The 18,322-nt window shown below is 44.3% G+C and carries 20 protein-coding genes and 3 pseudogenes; 8 read left to right on the top strand and 15 right to left on the bottom strand.

What is annotated here, in order from left to right:
* Nucleotides 1–58: 58 nt before the first annotated feature.
* Together JCM19037_RS27405 and JCM19037_RS13185 are read right to left on the bottom strand one after the other, a co-directional pair.
* Nucleotides 59–265: a hypothetical protein gene (locus tag JCM19037_RS27405; protein WP_238544723.1), complete on the bottom strand. Its 207-nt coding sequence runs from the start codon at nucleotides 263–265 to the stop codon at nucleotides 59–61.
* A 19-nt stretch (nucleotides 266–284) separates the two neighbouring features.
* Complete coding sequence (locus JCM19037_RS13185) at nucleotides 285–749, bottom strand: cyclase family protein (RefSeq protein WP_238544722.1); 465 nt, start codon at nucleotides 747–749, stop codon at nucleotides 285–287.
* A gap of 514 nt (nucleotides 750–1,263) precedes the next feature.
* Between JCM19037_RS13185 and JCM19037_RS13180 the strand changes: the two genes are divergently transcribed.
* Both JCM19037_RS13180 and katG read left to right on the top strand, forming a co-directional pair.
* Entirely contained in the window at nucleotides 1,264–1,683 is a 420-nt protein-coding gene (locus JCM19037_RS13180; RefSeq protein ID WP_042401844.1) for a hypothetical protein, read from the top strand.
* Between the two features lie 201 nt (nucleotides 1,684–1,884).
* Nucleotides 1,885–4,101 (top strand): catalase/peroxidase HPI, encoded by a 2,217-nt coding sequence (gene katG, locus JCM19037_RS13175; protein ID WP_042401842.1) that lies wholly within the window; start codon nucleotides 1,885–1,887, stop codon nucleotides 4,099–4,101.
* Nucleotides 4,102–4,346: 245 nt separating this feature from the next.
* Here katG and JCM19037_RS13170 read toward each other — a convergent pair whose 3' ends face one another.
* Nucleotides 4,347–4,916, bottom strand: coding sequence for an N-acetyltransferase (locus tag JCM19037_RS13170; protein ID WP_042401839.1), 570 nt, complete (start codon nucleotides 4,914–4,916; stop codon nucleotides 4,347–4,349).
* Nucleotides 4,917–5,075: 159 nt separating this feature from the next.
* Here JCM19037_RS13170 and JCM19037_RS13165 point away from each other — a divergent pair, with 159 nt between their 5' ends.
* The 3 genes and pseudogenes from JCM19037_RS13165 to JCM19037_RS13155 all read left to right on the top strand — a co-directional run bounded on the left by JCM19037_RS13165 (nucleotide 5,076) and on the right by JCM19037_RS13155 (nucleotide 8,336).
* Nucleotides 5,076–6,251, top strand: coding sequence for an MFS transporter (locus tag JCM19037_RS13165; RefSeq protein WP_193744759.1), 1,176 nt, complete (start codon nucleotides 5,076–5,078; stop codon nucleotides 6,249–6,251).
* A 123-nt stretch (nucleotides 6,252–6,374) separates the two neighbouring features.
* A complete protein-coding gene (locus JCM19037_RS13160; RefSeq protein ID WP_042401905.1) occupies nucleotides 6,375–7,184 on the top strand; it encodes an N-acyl homoserine lactonase family protein in 810 nt (269 codons plus the stop codon).
* Between the two features lie 13 nt (nucleotides 7,185–7,197).
* Nucleotides 7,198–8,336 (top strand): annotated as a pseudogene (locus JCM19037_RS13155) (zinc-dependent alcohol dehydrogenase family protein).
* 89 nt (nucleotides 8,337–8,425) lie between these two features.
* Here the strand turns inward: JCM19037_RS13155 and JCM19037_RS13150 are convergent.
* The 8 genes and pseudogenes from JCM19037_RS13150 to JCM19037_RS13115 form a co-directional block, all read right to left on the bottom strand.
* On the bottom strand, nucleotides 8,426–9,046 hold the full coding sequence (locus tag JCM19037_RS13150; protein WP_052363879.1) for a DJ-1/PfpI family protein: 621 nt from the start codon (nucleotides 9,044–9,046) through the stop codon (nucleotides 8,426–8,428).
* Nucleotides 9,047–9,108: 62 nt separating this feature from the next.
* A complete protein-coding gene (locus tag JCM19037_RS13145) occupies nucleotides 9,109–9,399 on the bottom strand; it encodes a DUF5316 family protein (protein WP_042401824.1) in 291 nt (96 codons plus the stop codon).
* 20 nt (nucleotides 9,400–9,419) lie between these two features.
* The gene (locus JCM19037_RS13140; RefSeq protein ID WP_042401821.1) at nucleotides 9,420–9,734 is read right to left on the bottom strand and encodes a hypothetical protein; all 315 of its coding nucleotides are present in this window, start codon (nucleotides 9,732–9,734) and stop codon (nucleotides 9,420–9,422) included.
* A gap of 56 nt (nucleotides 9,735–9,790) precedes the next feature.
* A complete protein-coding gene (locus JCM19037_RS13135) occupies nucleotides 9,791–10,591 on the bottom strand; it encodes a nucleotidyltransferase domain-containing protein (RefSeq protein ID WP_042401818.1) in 801 nt (266 codons plus the stop codon).
* A 13-nt stretch (nucleotides 10,592–10,604) separates the two neighbouring features.
* Nucleotides 10,605–11,312, bottom strand: coding sequence for a class I SAM-dependent methyltransferase (locus tag JCM19037_RS13130; protein ID WP_042401815.1), 708 nt, complete (start codon nucleotides 11,310–11,312; stop codon nucleotides 10,605–10,607).
* A 149-nt stretch (nucleotides 11,313–11,461) separates the two neighbouring features.
* The gene (locus tag JCM19037_RS13125; RefSeq protein ID WP_042401812.1) at nucleotides 11,462–11,998 is read right to left on the bottom strand and encodes a type 1 glutamine amidotransferase; all 537 of its coding nucleotides are present in this window, start codon (nucleotides 11,996–11,998) and stop codon (nucleotides 11,462–11,464) included.
* A 268-nt stretch (nucleotides 11,999–12,266) separates the two neighbouring features.
* Nucleotides 12,267–13,240: pseudogene (locus JCM19037_RS13120) on the bottom strand (tRNA dihydrouridine synthase).
* 242 nt (nucleotides 13,241–13,482) lie between these two features.
* On the bottom strand, nucleotides 13,483–13,767 hold the full coding sequence (locus JCM19037_RS13115) for a hypothetical protein (protein WP_042401808.1): 285 nt from the start codon (nucleotides 13,765–13,767) through the stop codon (nucleotides 13,483–13,485).
* Nucleotides 13,768–13,921: 154 nt separating this feature from the next.
* Here JCM19037_RS13115 and JCM19037_RS13110 point away from each other — a divergent pair, with 154 nt between their 5' ends.
* Nucleotides 13,922–14,464, top strand: a complete 543-nt coding sequence (locus JCM19037_RS13110) for a PadR family transcriptional regulator (protein WP_042401805.1) — start codon at nucleotides 13,922–13,924, stop codon at nucleotides 14,462–14,464.
* A complete protein-coding gene (locus JCM19037_RS13105) occupies nucleotides 14,457–15,275 on the top strand; it encodes an SDR family oxidoreductase (protein WP_042401802.1) in 819 nt (272 codons plus the stop codon). Before JCM19037_RS13110 ends, JCM19037_RS13105 begins: the two co-directional genes overlap by 8 nt.
* Before the next feature lie 36 nt (nucleotides 15,276–15,311).
* Here the strand turns inward: JCM19037_RS13105 and JCM19037_RS13100 are convergent, their stop codons facing one another.
* The 3 genes from JCM19037_RS13100 to JCM19037_RS13095 all read right to left on the bottom strand — a co-directional run bounded on the left by JCM19037_RS13100 (nucleotide 15,312) and on the right by JCM19037_RS13095 (nucleotide 16,208).
* Nucleotides 15,312–15,554 (bottom strand): hypothetical protein, encoded by a 243-nt coding sequence (locus tag JCM19037_RS13100; RefSeq protein ID WP_042401800.1) that lies wholly within the window; start codon nucleotides 15,552–15,554, stop codon nucleotides 15,312–15,314.
* Between the two features lie 88 nt (nucleotides 15,555–15,642).
* Nucleotides 15,643–15,813 (bottom strand): hypothetical protein, encoded by a 171-nt coding sequence (locus tag JCM19037_RS27400; RefSeq protein WP_238544721.1) that lies wholly within the window; start codon nucleotides 15,811–15,813, stop codon nucleotides 15,643–15,645.
* 11 nt (nucleotides 15,814–15,824) lie between these two features.
* Nucleotides 15,825–16,208: a flavodoxin family protein gene (locus JCM19037_RS13095; RefSeq protein WP_052363878.1), complete on the bottom strand. Its 384-nt coding sequence runs from the start codon at nucleotides 16,206–16,208 to the stop codon at nucleotides 15,825–15,827.
* 113 nt (nucleotides 16,209–16,321) lie between these two features.
* On the opposite strand from JCM19037_RS13095, the pseudogene JCM19037_RS13090 reads away from it, so the two are divergent.
* Nucleotides 16,322–17,205 (top strand): annotated as a pseudogene (locus JCM19037_RS13090) (LysR family transcriptional regulator).
* An 892-nt stretch (nucleotides 17,206–18,097) separates the two neighbouring features.
* Here the strand turns inward: JCM19037_RS13090 and JCM19037_RS28590 are convergent.
* Entirely contained in the window at nucleotides 18,098–18,226 is a 129-nt protein-coding gene (locus JCM19037_RS28590; protein WP_255343595.1) for a hypothetical protein, read from the bottom strand.
* Between the last annotated feature and the right edge of the window lie 96 nt (nucleotides 18,227–18,322).

Raw genomic sequence — 18,322 nt, 5'->3', positions numbered from 1 at the left:
GGTCAGTTCTGACAAGTCCGTGATATTCGTGTTATTAAATTGCAACGGCCTTTGCATTTTAACTTTCCACTTCAACGATTACGTTTACGAGTGACGCATCCATACCGCGAATGCGGAGCGGTGCTGCAAATGCATACCTAAGTTTCTCGCCGATGAGGGGTGCGGGGTTTATATCTTCATGGATGAGTAAGGAACGTTCGCTGAAATCCCGCTTTGTAAGCAGCGCGTTGTGCACAGCAAAGTGATTTTCTGGTGCATCGGACATGTTCTCGATGCTAATCGTATCAATTGCAACGGCCTTTGCACACAGGTAGTGACGTCCTGATAAATTGTGTCGCCTCGACAGATAGCGCAGGGAATCCATTCGAGTACTTTACGAAATCCTCATTGCAGTATTTCCAATATCCAGTATTAAAGATCAACATATCTGACCTCTCCAACTGCTCCCCTGCTGCTTTTAACATATCTACAGTAATGTATTCATTTTCCCCGAGTTCAACATCAAGCAGCAATGGAGATTCATAAATAAAGTCTTCAATCGGTACTTGATCAATACCACGATCGTTAGAATCATGGTGAAAAGGTGCGTCCACATGAGTGCCCGCATGCAAGTACATTTTCAGTACACTTCCATTCCATGGGTCTCCGTTCGCAATCCGTTCTCTTTCGTCCACCTCTGTTTGTGGCAAACCCGGGTAGACCGGCATTCCTTCATAAATCGGGTACGCCAATTCAACGTATTTAGCCAATTATTCTCACTCCAAGCTCTAAAATTCTATCCATTTATGCTCGGTCTAGTGCATACATTTATCAACCTTTGTACATGATTGAGATTTAAAAGGTTTCATTTCCCGGGAAATGATGCGACAGCATTTTTTGACAACTTGCAACATGACATTTCGTTTCACATCCTCTAAAATGGGGAAGCTATACCATACAGAGATGCTTCCAAGGAGTGACACAGATGGACATTGTAACAATACTTGTCATAGCGATTATGGTTATTTTTATCTTTCCGATTTTCATGCGTGGCGTCGGTTGCTCATTCGAGGTATTGCCGGCGGCGTGTTGATTGCTGGTGCAATCATTTTGCTCATGATGTTATTGTGACCTCGTGATCAGTATAGGCAAGCGAACTTACACCCACCATGCATTTATATGATGGGTATTAGGTTCGCTTGCGACTGTTCGACTACAGAAACGGTATGTTACAATAAATTCAAATTGTTCTTATTTTTCTACCTTTACGAGGAGGGCTCGTTAATGAAGGTCCGATGGCTTGTCATTGGGACACTTGTGCTCATAATAGGCATCGCCCTTTTTTTCTTATTTCCAAGAACGACGACGTTTGGTGAGGAATTAAATGAAACGATTACAACAGAGCAATTTACATCGGTTAGCATGTACGAATTGCATGACACAGACCCCATCACCGTTCAGATTGAAGGTAGTGAGAATGTCACCCGTTTTTTTCAACCATCCAGTTCTATGGAAATGGTTCAAGCGAGCGCCCCTCCAACAGATGTTACGTACAGCTTAACGATCGTAAGCTATGATACCGGTCAAACGTATTTATTACTCGTGTCGGAAGCAGAGATCAGTTTAGAGAACAGGAACTATGAAATTGTGAGTGAGAACGTGCTTTTTCAATCCATTTCTGAACAGCTCGGCAACGCTGAATGAACCTCTATGTTAACCATTAACCGAGCATAAAACGACCTGCCTGACGCTTCAATTAATAGCTCTAAGTTAAAACTCTTTTTTACAAAACATGCATATTGCTTTTCATTATGCTCTCAGTTTATTATAATTATAATGTGAGAATCGTTATTTCCATTTCAAAATTTCATACTTATTCCAAACAAAAGAGAGGGGAATTTTTACATGGATGCAAATAGCAATACTGGTAAGTGCCCAGTGACACACGGGAGCACGACCAACCCGTCAACAACTGGAACTCAAAATAAGGATTGGTGGCCAAACGCACTCAATCTTAACATTCTTCAGCAACACGATACGAAGTCAAACCCGATGGATGAAGACTTTGATTATACAGAGGAATTTCAAAAGCTTGACTATTTCGCGCTGAAAAAAGACCTCGAAAACTTAATGACAGATAGCCAAGACTGGTGGCCTGCAGATTATGGTCATTATGGCCCGTTCTTTATTCGTATGTCTTGGCACGCTGCAGGTACGTACCGTACATTTGACGGCCGTGGTGGAGGAGCGACTGGTTCTCAACGTTTTGCTCCATTAAATAGCTGGCCAGATAACGGTAACTTGGATAAAGCGCGTCGTTTGCTTTGGCCAATTAAACAAAAGTACGGCAACAAAATCTCTTGGTCTGACCTTCTCGTACTCACAGGAAATGTAGCCATTGAATCGATGGGTGGAAAAACCGTTGGATTCGCTGGCGGTCGTCCAGACATTTGGCATCCAGAAGAAGATGTGAACTGGGGACCTGAAACGGAGTGGCTAGGCAATGACCGTTACCACGGAGATCGCGAGCTTGAGAATCCTCTTGCTGCCGTGCAAATGGGGCTTATCTACGTAAACCCTGAAGGTCCAGACGGTGAACCTGATCCCCTTGGAAGCGGACGAGATATTCGCGACACATTCCGCCGCATGGGAATGACAGATGAAGAGACCGTTGCGCTTACCGCGGGTGGGCATACGTTCGGAAAATCTCACGGTGCCGGAGATGCAGACAAGCATGTCGCTGACGATCCAGAGGCTGCGCCGATGGAAGCTCTTGGCTTAGGCTGGGCAAACAGTTACGAATCAGGAAATGGTCCGTACACGATTACAAGTGGCATCGAAGGTGCATGGACGCCAACACCAACGAAGTGGGATATGACGTATTTTGACCTACTTTTCGGTTACGAATGGGAACTAACGAAAAGCCCTGCAGGCGCTTACCAATGGGAAGCCGTTGATCAGAAAGAAGAAGACATGGCTCCTGGTGCTGCAGACAGCTCAAAACGCGTACCGACGATGATGACAACTGCTGATATGGCGATGCGCATGGACCCAGACTTCGAGAAGATTTCTCGCCGTTTCCACAGTAACCCTGAGGAATTTGCGGATGCATTTGCGAGTGCATGGTTCAAGCTTCTTCACCGTGACATGGGACCAAGAGATCGTTATCTAGGTCCTGAAGCACCAAAAGAAGAGTTTATTTGGCAAGATCCAATTCCAGCCGTTGATTACGAACTAAGCGAGCAAGAAATCGATCAGCTAAAAGCGACGCTTCTCGATTCAGGCCTCACAATTAGTGAGCTCGTGACAACGGCTTGGGCATCAGCAAGCACGTTCCGCGGCTCTGATATGCGTGGTGGAGCTAACGGTGCAAGAATTCGTCTCGCTCCTCAAAAAGACTGGGAAGTCAACGAACCAGAAAAACTCGATAAAGTTCTTTCTGTACTTGAAGGTGTGCAAAGTAAGCTCGACAAGAAAGTGAGCCTTGCTGACCTGATTGTACTCGGTGGTTCAGCTGCTGTTGAGAAAGCAGCGAAAGATGCTGGCGTTAATATTCGCGTACCGTTCACACCAGGACGCGGAGATGCGACTCAAGAGCAAACTGACGTGGAGAACTTCGAAGTATTGGAGCCATTTGCAGACGGCTTTAGAAACTACCAGAAGAAGCAATATAGCGTAAGTCCTGAGGAACTTCTCATCGACAAAGCTCAACTATTAACACTTACTGCTCCAGAAATGACCGTCCTCATCGGCGGGTTACGTGTTCTTGGCGCCAACTACGATGATACCGACCACGGAGTGTTCACAGATTCTGTCGGTACACTTTCAACAGATTTCTTTACAAACTTGTTGGATATGAACATTGAATGGAAGCCAGTTGACCACAACCTATATGAAGGTCGCAACCGCAAAACAGGCGACATCGTTCGTACTGCAACGAGAGTAGACCTCGTCTTCGGTTCAAACTCTGTGCTTCGCGCACTTTCAGAAGTGTACGCACAGGCGGACAATAAAGAGAAATTCGTCAATGACTTCGTTCAAGCTTGGGTGAAGATTATGGACGCTGACCGCTATGATGTGACAGTCAGAAAAGCGACAGAAAATGTTGCAGCTGTGAAGTAAGTTATAAAAAACCGCCGAGCATACGGTATGCTCGGCGGTTTTTTTGGAGTTGCGCACGTTTGTATTTTGACAAATGAAATCGCCACATAACACACTCTACGTGGGAATTTCACTAACAAAAGAGACAATTCCCCTTGCTTATCCCCACGTAGAAACCGTAAGTTCCAACATTGACGTACTTATGTTGAATTTGGGTAGGTTTTCGGATGACAGGTGTCTAAAATCCCCACATTAGAGCGGAAGCTTTACTGTGGGCGTCCGAGATTTTTAATGAGATAGTCATAGACGAGTTCATCTGATTTATGCGTCTTTTTGTAATGATAACCTAGTTGCTTATATAATTTCTCTGCTTGACCATTGTCTTCTCTTACAGACAGCGCGGTGCTGTTTGTTGTTTTTAACGCTTCTCTTTCTGCATGTTCAATTAATTTTGTACCTAACCCTTGTCCACGCGCCTCGGCACTGACGGATAAGAGGCCGATATAATACTCTGGACTCGGTTCTTCTTTATCGGGAGGATCGGTCTTACCACTTGGATAATGCGCCTTAACATATTCCATGACTGGTTTGAAAAGGACTTCATCTTGTTCACCTGGATAATGAACGACGATTCCTTCGACACGCCCGTTATTCTCATACACATCGGTACATTGATAGCTAAAGGCATTGGCTTCGCTTTTGAAAAAGTGGCGAATTAACTGGAGGCGTTCTTCTTGTTCTGCATTACCTGTCCACCGCCGAATATGTGGCTCAAACACTACATCGACAAGGCGTGCGACTTGTTCTGCGTCATCTCTGGATGATTTTCGAATCATGATGAGTTTCCCTGCTTTCCTATGTTTAAAAATCAGTACTACCTTATCGTACCATTGATCTGTACAATTCAAACATCCCAGATAAAGCTTTGCATTTATTGAAAAATTCTGATTCATGATACAATCATTGTATTGACTAGACACGGAGGTATGAACATCATGCATAACCGCTGGGTAGCTCTAACTGTTATCGTTGTTGCGCAATTGTGTGCGTTAAGTGTTTGGTTCAGCGCTTCTGCCGTCTTGCCGAGCCTTCAAGAAGAATGGGGATTATCGGTGGACCAAGGTTGGGTTGTGACCGTTTCTGTGCAGCTCGGTTTTGCATGTGGAGCGATCGTTTCAGCACTACTCGGTTTTGCTGATCGTTACAATCCGAAACGAATTTTTATGGTAGCGAGCCTTGCCGCAGGTGTTTTTAATGGACTGCTCATATTCAGCTCTACGCTCGAGCTTGCACTCGTGTTGCGCTTTCTCACCGGCTTCGTGCTCGCAGGAGTCTACCCGATTGCGATTAAACTCGTCTCTTTATGGTTCCAAAGCTTTCGAAGTATAAGCATTGGAATTTTGATCGCCGGGTTAACACTCGGTTCTGCCCTACCTTACTTGTTGCTCGGCTTTCAAACGAATTTACTCTGGCAAACGACGATTTTGATAAGTTCTGTTCTTGCGATCATTGCTGGTTTGGCACTTTTTGTATTACTTCCAACGAAAGAGGCACAAGCTTCGTCTTCGAAGTTTTCGTTTCGTAATATCCACTATGTAGTAAGAAACCGCAAAGTTATGTATGCCAACTACGGCTACTGGTTTCATATGTGGGAGCTGTACGCCATGTGGACGTGGCTTCCGTTTTTTCTAATGGCAAGCTTCACCAATTCCGACTCATCTTATAGTTATTTAATCGCCTTTGTTGCCATTGGTGTATTTGGTGGGGTTGGAAGCTTTCTTGGCGGCGTTTGGGCGGAGAGAATGGGTAAGGTACGGTTTACCATTATTGCGATGACTACGAGCGGTATTTGTGCCATTCTAATTGGCTTAACATTTCAACAGCACCCTTTCCTTACAGCTTTCGTTGCGATCATTTGGGGCGCATCGATTATTGCTGATTCTGGACAATTCTCTGCTCTCGTATCTGATTATGCTAGCCCCGAATACGTCGGCACTGCTTTAACGATGCAACTAGGCGTTGGCTTTTTACTAACAGCAGTATCCATTTATCTTGTCTCTGTATTCGTTCCTGTAATTGGCTGGGGAGCGGTGTTCTTAATCATCTCGATCGGTCCTTTGCTCGGCGTTTTTGCCATGCTCCGCCTTGAAAAAATGATTCAATCCACGTAACTGCATTGCTTGACAACAATCGAAATGAGCGTAATAGTTATAATTGCAAGATATTTATTACACTATTTCGAAAATGGAGGGGTCGTTTTGAACTATCATAAGGCAAGACCGAAGCTTTACGTAATGGATAACGGACGATTGTCCATGGATGCCAATCTATTAATTGCCGGCAGTAATCAAGCAACAAACGCTGAACCTAGCAAGCCGAATGAAATGGTGAAGTTCCCGATTTATACGGTGTTGATTGATCATCCCGAAGGAAAAATTCTATTCGATACGGCATGCAACCCTGATTCAATGGGTTCAGAAGGTCGTTGGCCTGATGCTGTTCAAGTCGGCTTTCCTTTAGATCAACCTGAAGAATGCTATTTACCTCATCGTTTAGAGCAGTTAGGTGTGCGACCGGAAGACATCTCGTTTGTCGTATGTTCGCATTTGCATATGGATCATGCTGGCTGCTTGGAGTTGTTTACACGCGCGAAAATCATCGTGCATCGAGACGAATTGAACGGAGCGCTAAACGTTTATGCTCATCGAGAAAGCTCAGGAGCTTATATATGGGATGACATCGATGCTTGGATGAAAAATGGTCTCATGTGGGAGCCAATCGAACCCGACAAAGCATCAATCAAACTAGCAGAAGGTGTTGAAGTGTTAAACTTCGGTAGTGGACATGCCTGGGGAATGCTCGGCTTGCAAGTAGAGCTCGAAGAGAAAGGCACCATCATATTGGCATCTGACGCATTATATACAAAAGACAGTGCTGGACCACCCTTACGCCCACCAGGCATTATTTATGACAGCATCGGTTGGCAAAAGACGGCAAATTACATTAAAGCGCTAGCTAAAGATCGTGGTGCCGATATTTGGTACGGACATGACGCCAATCAATTTGAAGCATTCCGCAAATCAACCGATGGCTACTATGAATAAGGAGGATTCATTTATGGTCAAGTCTAAAGCCGCCGTGTTGTATGAAAGCGGTTACGATATGCCATACGTCAAGTCAGAGCCGCTAAAGATTGAGACCGTTACACTGGCGAGCCCCGGTCCAAACGAACTGTTAATTCAAGTGCGCGCCGCCGGTCTTTGCCATTCCGACCTATCTGTCATTAACGGCAGCCGCAAGCGGCAAACGCCGATGGTTCTCGGTCACGAAGCTGCCGGTGTCGTCACAGAAGTTGGGGAAAACGTTACTGGTTTTGACGTTGGAGATCACGTCGTATGCGCGTTCGTCCCAAGTTGCGGACAATGCCTTCCGTGTAAAGAGGGGCGACCAGCACTTTGTGAACCTGGCGCTGCATCCAATAACGCCGGTGAAATGTTCTCCGGTGGCACACGCATCCAAAAAGAAGACGGCACCGATGTGTATTCGCATATTGGCATTTCCGGATTCTCCGAATACAGTATCGTGTCCACCAATTCGGCAATCAAGATCGACCCCGACCTTCCTTTTGACCAAGCCGCCCTGTTCGGATGTGCCGTCATTACTGGCCTTGGCGCTGTCATCAACACAGCGGCAGTCAAGCCAGGCACAGATGTCGCCGTCGTTGGGCTAGGTGGAATCGGAATGAATGCGGTGCTCGGCTCGGTATTAGCAGGCGCAAAAAGCATCATCGCTGTTGACTTGAACGAGGAGAAACTCGCACATGCAAAAGAGCTAGGCGCCACCGCCGTATACAACGCTTCCGACGATGATGTGGTAGAGCAGATCAAAGCCGATACCGCTGGCGGCGTCCATTATGCCTTTGAGACTGCCGGTGTTGTGCCTGCAATGAAAACGGCGTACAACATCACTCGGCGCGGCGGTACGACGATTACAAGTGGCTTGCCAGATCCTAAAGATGAATTCTCGTTCCCGCAAGTCGTTTTAACTGCCGAAGAGCGGACGATTAAAGGATCGTACTTAGGAAGCTGCGTACCTACCGAGATATTCCGAGGTATATTTCTTTGTTTAAACAAGGCAAATTACCTGTCGACCAACTCATTGGCGAGAAGATTGCACTCGAAGATATCAATGAAGGTTTTGACAGGCTTCACGCGGGCAAATCACAGCGAATTATCGTTGAGTTTCCCGCAACGTGATATAAGCGACCCACAACTGTGGGTCGCTTTACTGATCGTATGTACCACAATGGGACTCACTAGAGCTAAAAGCGGGTAGACTGCCCCTTCTAGCCTTTCCACTCAAACTCAATGGTTTGTGCCGAACGATTGGCCATCTCCTCATCGAATAGTGTGCGGACAAGGTGCAAGCTCATATGAATGCCCGAAGAAACACCCCCGCTCGTGACGACCGATCCTTCATCAACATAGCGGACACCTGTTTTTACTTGCACATTTGGAAACATTTGCTCGAGCCATTTTGTTGCGACACGGTTTGTTGTCGCACTTCGGCCTTCTAACAATCCTGCCTTTGCCAAAAAGAAAGCGCCCGTACAAACAGAGGCTACTGTCTTCTCTTTATGGCTGGCAATCCAATCGACGGTCTCTTCATCGGCTAACCCACGTTGAATCGCTTTTAATGGGCCTCCAGGTACGATTAGAAGATCAAAATCTGGGCACGTAGTGAAAGAAAAGTCAGGCGTGACGTTTAATCCATTGTGGACTGCAATGGCTGCTCCATCTTTTGATACCGTGCGCACTCGGAAAGGCTTACGTTTTAAGCGATTCGTGAAAAGTTTCTCCACATCGGCTTCAGCATAGGTCGATAAATTAAACACTTCATAGGGACCCGCAAAATCTAAAGCATCCACATCATCAAACAGCAAAATTACGACGTTGATTTCTTTCATGTTCATCACCTCTTTAAATCAATATACCCCATATGGGTATATTGAGCAACAAGAACGAAACTTTAAAATTGCCCGATCATACTTAAGATGAGCGCAACAAAACTTGGTAAGCTAAAGAGAAATACGCGTGTAGACCAATTTGTTTTAAGGTTTCGCTCACTCGTTGCTTCACGGGTGAAACTCTCCCCCGGCGCCGCTTTTACTTGGAAAGCACCCGAGATAATGCCGCCTAACATGATGCCACCGATACCCATTACACCGAGTGGCACGATGAGCCACTCGATTTGTTGAAAATAAATATAGGACAGATAAATGACGGCTGATAGGAACAATCCTAATCCAAACGAAATCATTGTAGACCTCCCGTTTCGAACTATAATACTCTCATAATCGTATAAGTGAGGCATGCACCCATAATGATGATGAGTATGACGTTTCCTTTGATTACCCGTTTAGGGATTCCTCCTTGACGCTTTAACTTGATTATCTGGAAAACGGCAATTATGCAATAGGTGATTGAAACCAGAATGACAATATAAGCGACAAACTGCGCGTAAGGGGTGAACAACTCAATAATTATCCCTAGTAAAACTAGCGTGATAATGACTAGAAACGCATAATAGAAAAACGGATGATGATGGAATTCTCTCTCGACGAAATGTCTAAAGCGCTCATTTAACGTTTGCATGGAATTCACCACCTATGAATTTTTTAATTTTCTTGAAATTATACAAATGATACAAACTAGTATTTCGATGCTTCTTCGTGAAAATGTTCCTCCAGCCACTCTCCTTCCGTTATCAAAAACTGCCGCACCTCATCAATGTTTTGCGGCGGTGTGTCTACCCATTGGAGGAGCGTATCGAGGGTCGACTGTTTCTCTGGCAAATAGGTGATGACGACCTCGGCTTGTTCATGTATTTTTGTTGTCCAGATTTGAGAACGAGCTTTAATCATGGAATAGTATGTGCGTATTAGTTTCTTCGAAAAGCTTTGCACAACACCTGGCAATTCCTGTTTTGAAGCGGTATTTAGCCTGTTCTTCACACGTTGGAGTGATGCCCCGATATCCCCATTAAAACGTATGGCCAGTTCTGGCGTAAGCGCATACGGCCCAAAATGATCCCCGAGGTCGTCGCCATACACATTGACACTCATTTCTTTAAGAAAGGCTTGTTCTTCGTACGTAGATGGGTCCATCACTTCATCATATTGCGCAAGGGAAAACCCTATATCACGAACGAGCTGCTTGTAATCATCGGACAACTGTTTCTCTAACTTCCTCAGATGTTCGTTCTCTTTTTCGGTAAGTGCTCTAGTAAACACTACGATAAGATCAAGGTCAGATGTGACGGGTATTGCATCCCCTCTCGCCACGCTTCCATACACGTAAATGCTGTGTACTTGCTCTTTGAATTGCTTGGACAACCGCTGAACTGAATCTTCTATACAACCCTCGTAGCGAGATGAAATATACTGTTTTGATACATCACTCACGATATACCCGTCATGACTCAGTCCATACCCTCTTTTAATTTTTTTCATTGTGCTCTCCTTTTTAAAACGAAGTTCTTGCTTTCACAATAAGAAAATGTGGATGGGTGTTCAAATATTGGTACGCACGTTCATGCGTTTCTTTCATTTCTTCTAACGGTTGAGGTTCAATAAGTGACTCTAATCGAAAAAACTGCGTCGTATGGTGAATGATCTGTTGCATTGGTCTGCGATAAAAGCTGACATCAACCGTAATCGACGGCTTTTCCCACGTGTCTGTTAAGAGCGTCGTATCAAAATAATTCATGCTCTCGAACTTCGTAAAGTCCATAAACGGATGGTGAACAGAAAATATGAGCGTGCCGCTCGGTTTTAAGATTCGTTGAAATTCAGAAAACGTCGGCGTCCACTCTTCCACATAATGAAGAGTCAATGAACTGATAATGATGTCGAATGTATGATCAAGAAACGGGAGCTCTTCTTTAAGGTCATGACAAAGAAACGTAACGCCACCTACACGTTCTTCGGCAGCGCTCACCATCTCAGGGCTCACATCAATGCCGGTCACAACCGCTCCAAGGTCCGTCAACTGAGACGCGTACCATCCAGCTGAACACCCGGCATCGAGTACACGTTTGCCTTTAAGGCAGTTCGGGAGTGCTGCCATCATCGCCGGTCGCTCATAAAGAGCATTATACGGACTCGTTTGATCAATGTCAGATTGATACGTGGTTGCGAGTCGATCGAAGACCGCTCTTGGTTCGTGCTTCATAGGAACCTCCTATCTAAACGAGTGTTAGCCAACGGCGAAACAAATGTGCAGCCAGCTTTGTGCCTCTTCTAGTTCACTCTCATCAATTTTTTCTACACGCGGGTTTTGCTGTCCAAAATGTTCGACCCACTCACTAGCAATACGGGCATTCACTTCTGGATGAAATTGCAACGCATACGTGTTGCTGCCAATTCGAAAAGCTTGTTGTTCACATACATCTCCGCTACAGAGCTGCACAGCCTCTGTTGGTAGGGAAAATACATCTTCATGATATTGCATAACTTCATTCGTTTCGGCAAATCAAAAAATAACGGATCTGATTGCGCAATTGAAGCTTTATGTATCAACGTTAATCCAAATTCCTTTGTTGGCATACGGGTAATCGCAGCCGAGAAAGCACTAGCAATCATTTGTCCACCCAAACATATACCTAGAATAGGTTTGCTTTTTTCATGAAACATTCGTATTAGCTGTTCGGTGCTTTCTATAAATGGATAGAGAGCTGCATCGTTAACACTCATCTCTCCCCCTAGAACGATGAGCGCTGTAAACCCGGCATCACTCGTTGGCAGCGCATCCCCTCGCTCAATTTGAATGGACTTATAAGGAATTTCCCCTTCGACTATATACGTTTCTAAATCGCCTAACGGAGAAATGTTGCTCGGTTGAATTACGAGTACAGTCAATGGATGTTCTCCTCTCTACGGTGACAGTCCTATTTATCGTATCACGTTTTTCTCGAGAATTTAATGAACTATCAGATTTTTATATACTAAAAGAATGGTAGAGGATGTTGCCAGGTGCTTTAAGTATATAGGTTTCCAATTTTTGGGTTTATCTGTCCTTAATCGGAACTTTTGACGTATCCATGCACGAATAACGAGTATCGATCCTCATCGAATATTGTTCAAAACAAAAAAACTCCTAAAAGGCACTATGGCCTGTATAGGAGTTCTATACCGTCTCTGCCGCTTCTGCTTGGAACGCATCCAGGAGCGAGCGTACTTCGTCGGTTGAGTTGGAGTTCATGAGTTGGTTACGCAAATCGCTGGCACCACGGAAATCACGCACGTATATTTTGAAGAAGCGATGCAGCGGCTTGAACGCTCGTGATTCGACTTGATGATATTTGTCGTGCAAGTCGAGTTGCAGACGCAACAGGTCGAGCAATTCTTCGCTCGTATGCTCTCTCGGTTCTTTTTCGAACGCAAATGGGTTTGTGAAGATGCCACGACCAATCATGACACCATCTACACCGTATTTTTCAACGAGTTCTAATCCGACTTGTCGATTCGGAATATCTCCGTTAATGGTGAGTAACGTGTCTGGAGCAATCTCATCACGAAGCTTCTTAATCTCAGGGATGAGCTCCCAATGTGCCTCTACTTTACTCATTTCTTTCTTTGTTCGTAAATGAATGGATAAGTTCGCAATGTCTTGTTTTAGGACGTGGGTTAGCCAGTCCCGCCATTCGTCGACATACGTGTATCCGAGCCGAGTTTTCACACTGACTGGAAGCCTCCTGCTTTCGCTGCTTGAATAAGTTCAGCCACTACATCCGGCCGACGAATGAGGCCACTCCCTTTGCCATTACCTGCAACATTTTGCACGGGGCAACCCATATTCAAATCGATGCCACGAAAGCCTTCTTCTGCCATGCCAATACTCATTTGCTCAAAGAGCTCGGGCTTATCTCCCCATATATGAGCAACCATCGGCTGCTCATCTTCAGTAAACGTCAACCGTCCACGGACGCTTTGCTTCCCTTCCGGATGACAGTAGCTTTCAGAGTTCGTAAACTCTGTAAAAAACACATCCGGCCTTGCTGCTTCACTCACGACGTGACGGAATACAACATCGGTCACATCTTCCATAGGCGCAAGGATGAAAAACGGTCGTGGCAATTCACGCCAGAAATTGTCTTTCATACTCATCTCTTTCCTTTCGTAACGGTAGTGCTCTATATTTAGACTTCTATTTCATACAATTTAATTTCTTGCCCGCATCATTGTACCATATCAGGTGCTAGGATTCACGGATTGGTTAAGCTTTCCGATTACCGTCAGTAACAATATCGCTAATGTGAAAAGAGACCTCACAATTTATATAGCACTTCACACTAAACCAGCCACATAAAGCTTCGTTTTCCCAACCAATTTCCACCGCATTCTTAAATCATAAAGCTAATTCCAATAACCATACCAACGACAATTGCAAAAAAGAGTACGTACCGAATGGCGCTTTGCTTCGTTGTCATCGCTCGTTTTTTCGTTCGCGGCGGTACAATCGGAATGAAGATCATCGATAATATGAGAATTGTGACCGCAACCGTTACGATTTGCAACAAGTCAATGTTCATGTCAAGCACCCAAAATAATCCGAACGCGATCGGGATACCAAGCGCAATTCCCCCCGCTGCTTTTAGTACGTGTACACCATATTCCTTGGCACTCATTCGAACACCCTCTCCATTCAACTGAGAAATTCTCATACCTACACGTACCCCAAATAAATTCTAAATAATCAGACATTCGTTTTTCTCGTATTTGCCATTATACTAAAAATATAGTACTCTAATTAAAGTACTATATTTCTATGGGGGTGCGCAGATGTCTGTTCAACTCTTCATCCTCGGGCAGTTAATGGAGAGCGACACATATCCATATGAGTTAAAGAAAAAACTATCCGAGCCGATTCCCCTTGATCGTTTTGGCGGAATAACGGAGAGTAAATTGTATTATCACTTCGAATCATTAGAGAAAAAAGGATACGTTGCACGTACTGAGGTTGTGAAGGAAGAAAATCGTCCTGATAAGCAGCTTTTTCGAATTACGGAGCAAGGAAGACATTCATTGCCGAAACAAATTTATTCGCTGTTTGAGAAATCCGAAGACATTCAAGGAATGATTGTGGGATTGGCAAATCTCCACCATGTCGACACAGATCAAGTGATTGCGATTCTCCAGAAGAAAATCGATAAAATAAATACTGATTGGCAAGAAATTACACAATATCGTAATCACCCGATCGACAGTGTTGAAGAGTTACGCTTGTTTCTAGACAGCTATCTCGTCAGTGACCATGAACATAAGATTGCTTGGTTAGAGAACTTAATTCACTGGTTAAAAACAGGAGGTTATCCGAATGAATAATGTTTACGTTATTACAGGTGGTACAGGCGGTATGGGAAGGGCGACGGCTGAGCAGGTTGGTTCACATGGCACGGTTTTGTTAGCGGATATAAATGAAGCGCGGTTGCAAGAGGCGAAACAGCATTTACTTGAAAAAGGGATTACGGATGTTCATTATCAAACGGTTGATATTACGAATCGTCAAGACGTACAAGCATTGGCAGATCGCGCGGCTTCATTAGGAAAATTACGGGCACTCATTCATACGGCTGGGGTCTCTCCAACAATGGGTGATGCAAGGCAAATGCTTAACGTCAACCTTGTTGGCACAGGAATCATTTTGGACAGCTTTTACCCACTTGCAGAAGAAGGAACCGCGGTCGTTTGTATCTCATCGATGAGTGCTCACAATCCGCCAAAAGAGGGGCCGTACACTCCGTTACTAAAGCAACCGTTAGCGGACAATACGGTTGAGCAGCTACTTCCAATGACCGAAGATAATTCTGGCAGTGCTTACGCTTTATCGAAGTTGGGGGTACTGCTTATTGTGGAAGACCAAGCGCTCGCTTGGGGGAAAAAAGGCGCTCGGATCGTATCCGTTTCACCGGGCTCAATTAATACGCCAATGGGCAAGCAAGAAGCAGAAGGTCAACCTATGATGGCAAAAATGCTGGACGTGACGCCTTTGCAACGTTTTGGTGAGGCTGAGGAAATTGCCTCAGCCGTCACTTTTCTAGTTAGCGATCAAGCTTCATATATTACTGGAACAGATTTACGTGTCGACGGCGGGACAACCCCGAGCGTCGCAAAAATGCTTAAGGAACAAGGGTAAACCGACAAATCGGATAGATGAGGTGCTACGAGCACTTTATTTATCCTTTTCTTTGCTCGTAACGACTGCAATGACTAGCAATGCAGCTCCACCGAATGCAAGAACGATGTTCAGAAAATAAGGAACAGTACCAGACATTTGCGATAGCGTAGCGAGCAAACGAGACCCAGAATAATCCCCAAGATGAGGCGAATACGTTGCTATGGCCACGTGCATGAAACCGAGTAGCATCATACCACTAGCAAATAGCAAGCTGCCGATTACTGTTAAATATCTCAATATAAACACCTCCAAGTTTATAGGGGGATTTATGCCCGCATACGATCACGTCTCGCACTAGTTACCATTGTTATGCTAAGCATTGGGGTCAGCCGCGAGCAATTGCTTGATTCTGAAGGTGATCACGCAACACGTCGGCTTGTGCCAACGCCATTCGGTCGTCATGAATGTCACCGGGTTTACTGGCGTGACCGATGATATATGAAGTAAATGACTGTACACCTAAAAATTGAAACGCCAAGTTGAACTGCTCGATCATCGGTAATGCTTTTAACCGAGGGTTATCTCCCCAACAGTGACGACGATTGTTTCCATCTTTTGCAAACTTGTTTTCAATTCCTCTCCGTACCGTTCATCCCGAACTGCTCCGCTAAACCGGTCGATCATATTTTTCATCGGACCGCTCATCCCGTACCAATATAAGGGCGTAGCAAAAATAATCAGATCACTCGTTAAAAATAGATCAACAATTTCTTTGAAATCGTCATTCACAGGATCAAAGCCACCCTCGTCATGCCGTTGATCAATAATCGGCCGAATGTTCAAGTCTGACAAATAAATACTCCGATGATCGATCCCTTTCATCATGCACTCCACGAGTAACTCTGTATTGCCCATACGACGTGTGCTCCCATAAATCGTTGCAATTCTCATCCAAATCCCTCCAAAAAAACTTTGTTGTTTCTTCATAGTACGGTATACTATCCATTATTAAAAACGAATAATTACGATGTTATCAATTACTATTTTCGATTTAGAGGTGTTGTATGGATATTAAACAATTAACAACGTTTCAAGAAGCGGCCGAAAGCCTGAATTTGACGCAAACTGCGAAGAAACTGAAATACTCACAATCCAATGTGACCGCACAAATCAAAGGTTTAGAACAAGAGCTTGGCGTACCTCTATTTGAGCGACTCGGGAAACGCATCCACCTCACCGATTCAGGCCACACCTTTAAACGGTACGCAGATCAGATGATCGCTACAAATCGAGAAGCGAAACTCGCTTTACACGAAGATGAAAGTTCCGGAACGATCATTGTCGGTGCTCAAGAGAGTCAATGTACGTACCGGCTTATGCCAATCTTGAAATCTTTCAAAAAAGCTATCCAAAAGTCAAAGTCATTTTCAAACCCGCCCACTCCGACGAACGAGCAAGGCAGCAAATTGTAAACGGCGCTCTCGACATTGCATTCATCATGGACCGCTCAAAGCCTGCTGCACAATTGAACATAGAGACGCTCATAGAAGAAACGCTTGTGCTCGTCGCTTCTCCAGATCACCCGCTTACAGAGAAGCCGCACATCTTGCCGAACGACTTACGAGACGTCACCGTCCTCTTAACAGAAAAAGGGTGCTCTTATCGAGAGGTTCTAGAGCAATTCATACAGCCGCAGGGCATAGAACCAAACAATCAAATCGAGTTTGTTAGTATAGAAGCAATCAAACAATGTGTGATGGCTGACCTTGGCATTGCGATTCTACCTAAAATGGCTGTAACTCGTGAGCTATACAACGGGGAAATGAAAGCACTCACTTGGACACCTCCCATCGCCCCGATGTACACCCATCTAGCATGGCATAAAGATAAACGCCTCACCGAGCCGCTTCAAGCTTTTTTGGAACTGACGAGAGCGGTATTTATTTAACTACCCATCGCCTTCCAGTTTTTGCAATGGAAGGCTCTCTTGTTATTTACTTTATGTCACGCTAAACGTCCAAAACGATTCTCATTAGATAACACAACAGAATGAAGAGGTCGATTATATGCCCGTACCCAAAGAACGTATCCTGTTTTCATAATCACCCAAAGACATGATCACCTGTCCTAGCTTGATGTGAGAAATTCAAGCGAGTGAGAACTTTTTTCATAGGTACAATCCAATATTGGAATGATTATTTAGTCTATTGATCATGGTGTTTTTTTATCATTTTTGTTTACATACCCTTCTAGATGTTCACGTTTAATAGGTTCATAGCCTATACATTCAGGTGCATCGTAATTGTGATTGAGAATATAGTCTTTTAGTGGCATTCTACTTTGCCAAGATTGTAGCAACAGAATTTCTATTGAACGTAAGCTCGCAGTAAAAAACCTTCTGTGCTCTCCCCAAGTCTAGCTGCTACCTCTTTTTCATACTAATCCATGAGGTCTTCTATACTTTGATTGTTAAAGACGTAAATACGATAGTCTTTAGACGGAAACTTTAAATAATCATTAAAGTAATATGAGTTTGATTCAAGGGTGAAACAAGTTCCAAAGTTCATCCACTCGTCTGAGCTTCCTCACTTTATGTCATCCAAGACAGTTGGATACATACCGTACACTAATGGCTCGCTCCCCCACGTGGAAGCATTTTGTAAACTCCGTCCAATTTTTAGTTCATCGCTAACCCTCTTAGTGTTTGAGAAATGCACACTAAACAAATGGTACAAATACATTTATCATTAACTTCCTAAACAAGCCCTCTAATTATAAAGTGCAAAACGTCGATCGACGTTTTGCACCTGTTAAACATAGATAGTTGGTACTCCATACATTTAAAGAAAATCGTTTTTGTCTTGTGGAGAGACGATGTTCTCTTTAGCGAACACTGTATCATCCGTTGTAGCAGAACTTCCAACAAACAAAGCGACAACAACCAGCACAGCAAATACTTTTTTAGTCATACTATTCAGCTCCTATAAGATAATTTCCTTTAGTCGCTTGCTGAGAAATATGCAAGTACGAAAGGGCTTTCTCATAATTCTCATTTAATTTGTAGT

Source organism: Geomicrobium sp. JCM 19037 (assembly GCF_000698105.1).
GTDB lineage: Bacteria > Bacillota > Bacilli > Bacillales > Marinococcaceae > Geomicrobium_A.
The sequence above is the reverse complement of the archived record's forward strand: the minus strand, read 5'-3'. Positions and strand labels throughout refer to the sequence as shown.

Coding starts and splice junctions, on each gene's coding strand:
- JCM19037_RS13150 (WP_052363879.1), bottom strand. CDS start 9,046: ATGAAAGAAATCAACGTCGTAATTTTGCTGTTTGATGATGTGGATGCT.
- JCM19037_RS13180 (WP_042401844.1), top strand. CDS start 1,264: ATGAAGGTCCGATGGCTTGTCATTGGGACACTTGTGCTCATAATAGGC.
- JCM19037_RS13135 (WP_042401818.1), bottom strand. CDS start 10,591: ATGAAAAAAATTAAAAGAGGGTATGGACTGAGTCATGACGGGTATATC.
- JCM19037_RS13095 (WP_052363878.1), bottom strand. CDS start 16,208: ATGAGAATTGCAACGATTTATGGGAGCACACGTCGTATGGGCAATACA.
- JCM19037_RS27405 (WP_238544723.1), bottom strand. CDS start 265: ATGTCCGATGCACCAGAAAATCACTTTGCTGTGCACAACGCGCTGCTT.
- JCM19037_RS13110 (WP_042401805.1), top strand. CDS start 13,922: ATGTCTGTTCAACTCTTCATCCTCGGGCAGTTAATGGAGAGCGACACA.
- JCM19037_RS13145 (WP_042401824.1), bottom strand. CDS start 9,399: ATGATTTCGTTTGGATTAGGATTGTTCCTATCAGCCGTCATTTATCTG.
- katG (WP_042401842.1), top strand. CDS start 1,885: ATGGATGCAAATAGCAATACTGGTAAGTGCCCAGTGACACACGGGAGC.
- JCM19037_RS13170 (WP_042401839.1), bottom strand. CDS start 4,916: ATGATTCGAAAATCATCCAGAGATGACGCAGAACAAGTCGCACGCCTT.
- JCM19037_RS13130 (WP_042401815.1), bottom strand. CDS start 11,312: ATGAAGCACGAACCAAGAGCGGTCTTCGATCGACTCGCAACCACGTAT.
- JCM19037_RS27400 (WP_238544721.1), bottom strand. CDS start 15,813: ATGATCGAGCAGTTCAACTTGGCGTTTCAATTTTTAGGTGTACAGTCA.
- JCM19037_RS13115 (WP_042401808.1), bottom strand. CDS start 13,767: ATGAGTGCCAAGGAATATGGTGTACACGTACTAAAAGCAGCGGGGGGA.
- JCM19037_RS13140 (WP_042401821.1), bottom strand. CDS start 9,734: ATGCAAACGTTAAATGAGCGCTTTAGACATTTCGTCGAGAGAGAATTC.
- JCM19037_RS13165 (WP_193744759.1), top strand. CDS start 5,076: ATGCATAACCGCTGGGTAGCTCTAACTGTTATCGTTGTTGCGCAATTG.
- JCM19037_RS13105 (WP_042401802.1), top strand. CDS start 14,457: ATGAATAATGTTTACGTTATTACAGGTGGTACAGGCGGTATGGGAAGG.
- JCM19037_RS13160 (WP_042401905.1), top strand. CDS start 6,375: ATGGATAACGGACGATTGTCCATGGATGCCAATCTATTAATTGCCGGC.
- JCM19037_RS28590 (WP_255343595.1), bottom strand. CDS start 18,226: ATGACTAAAAAAGTATTTGCTGTGCTGGTTGTTGTCGCTTTGTTTGTT.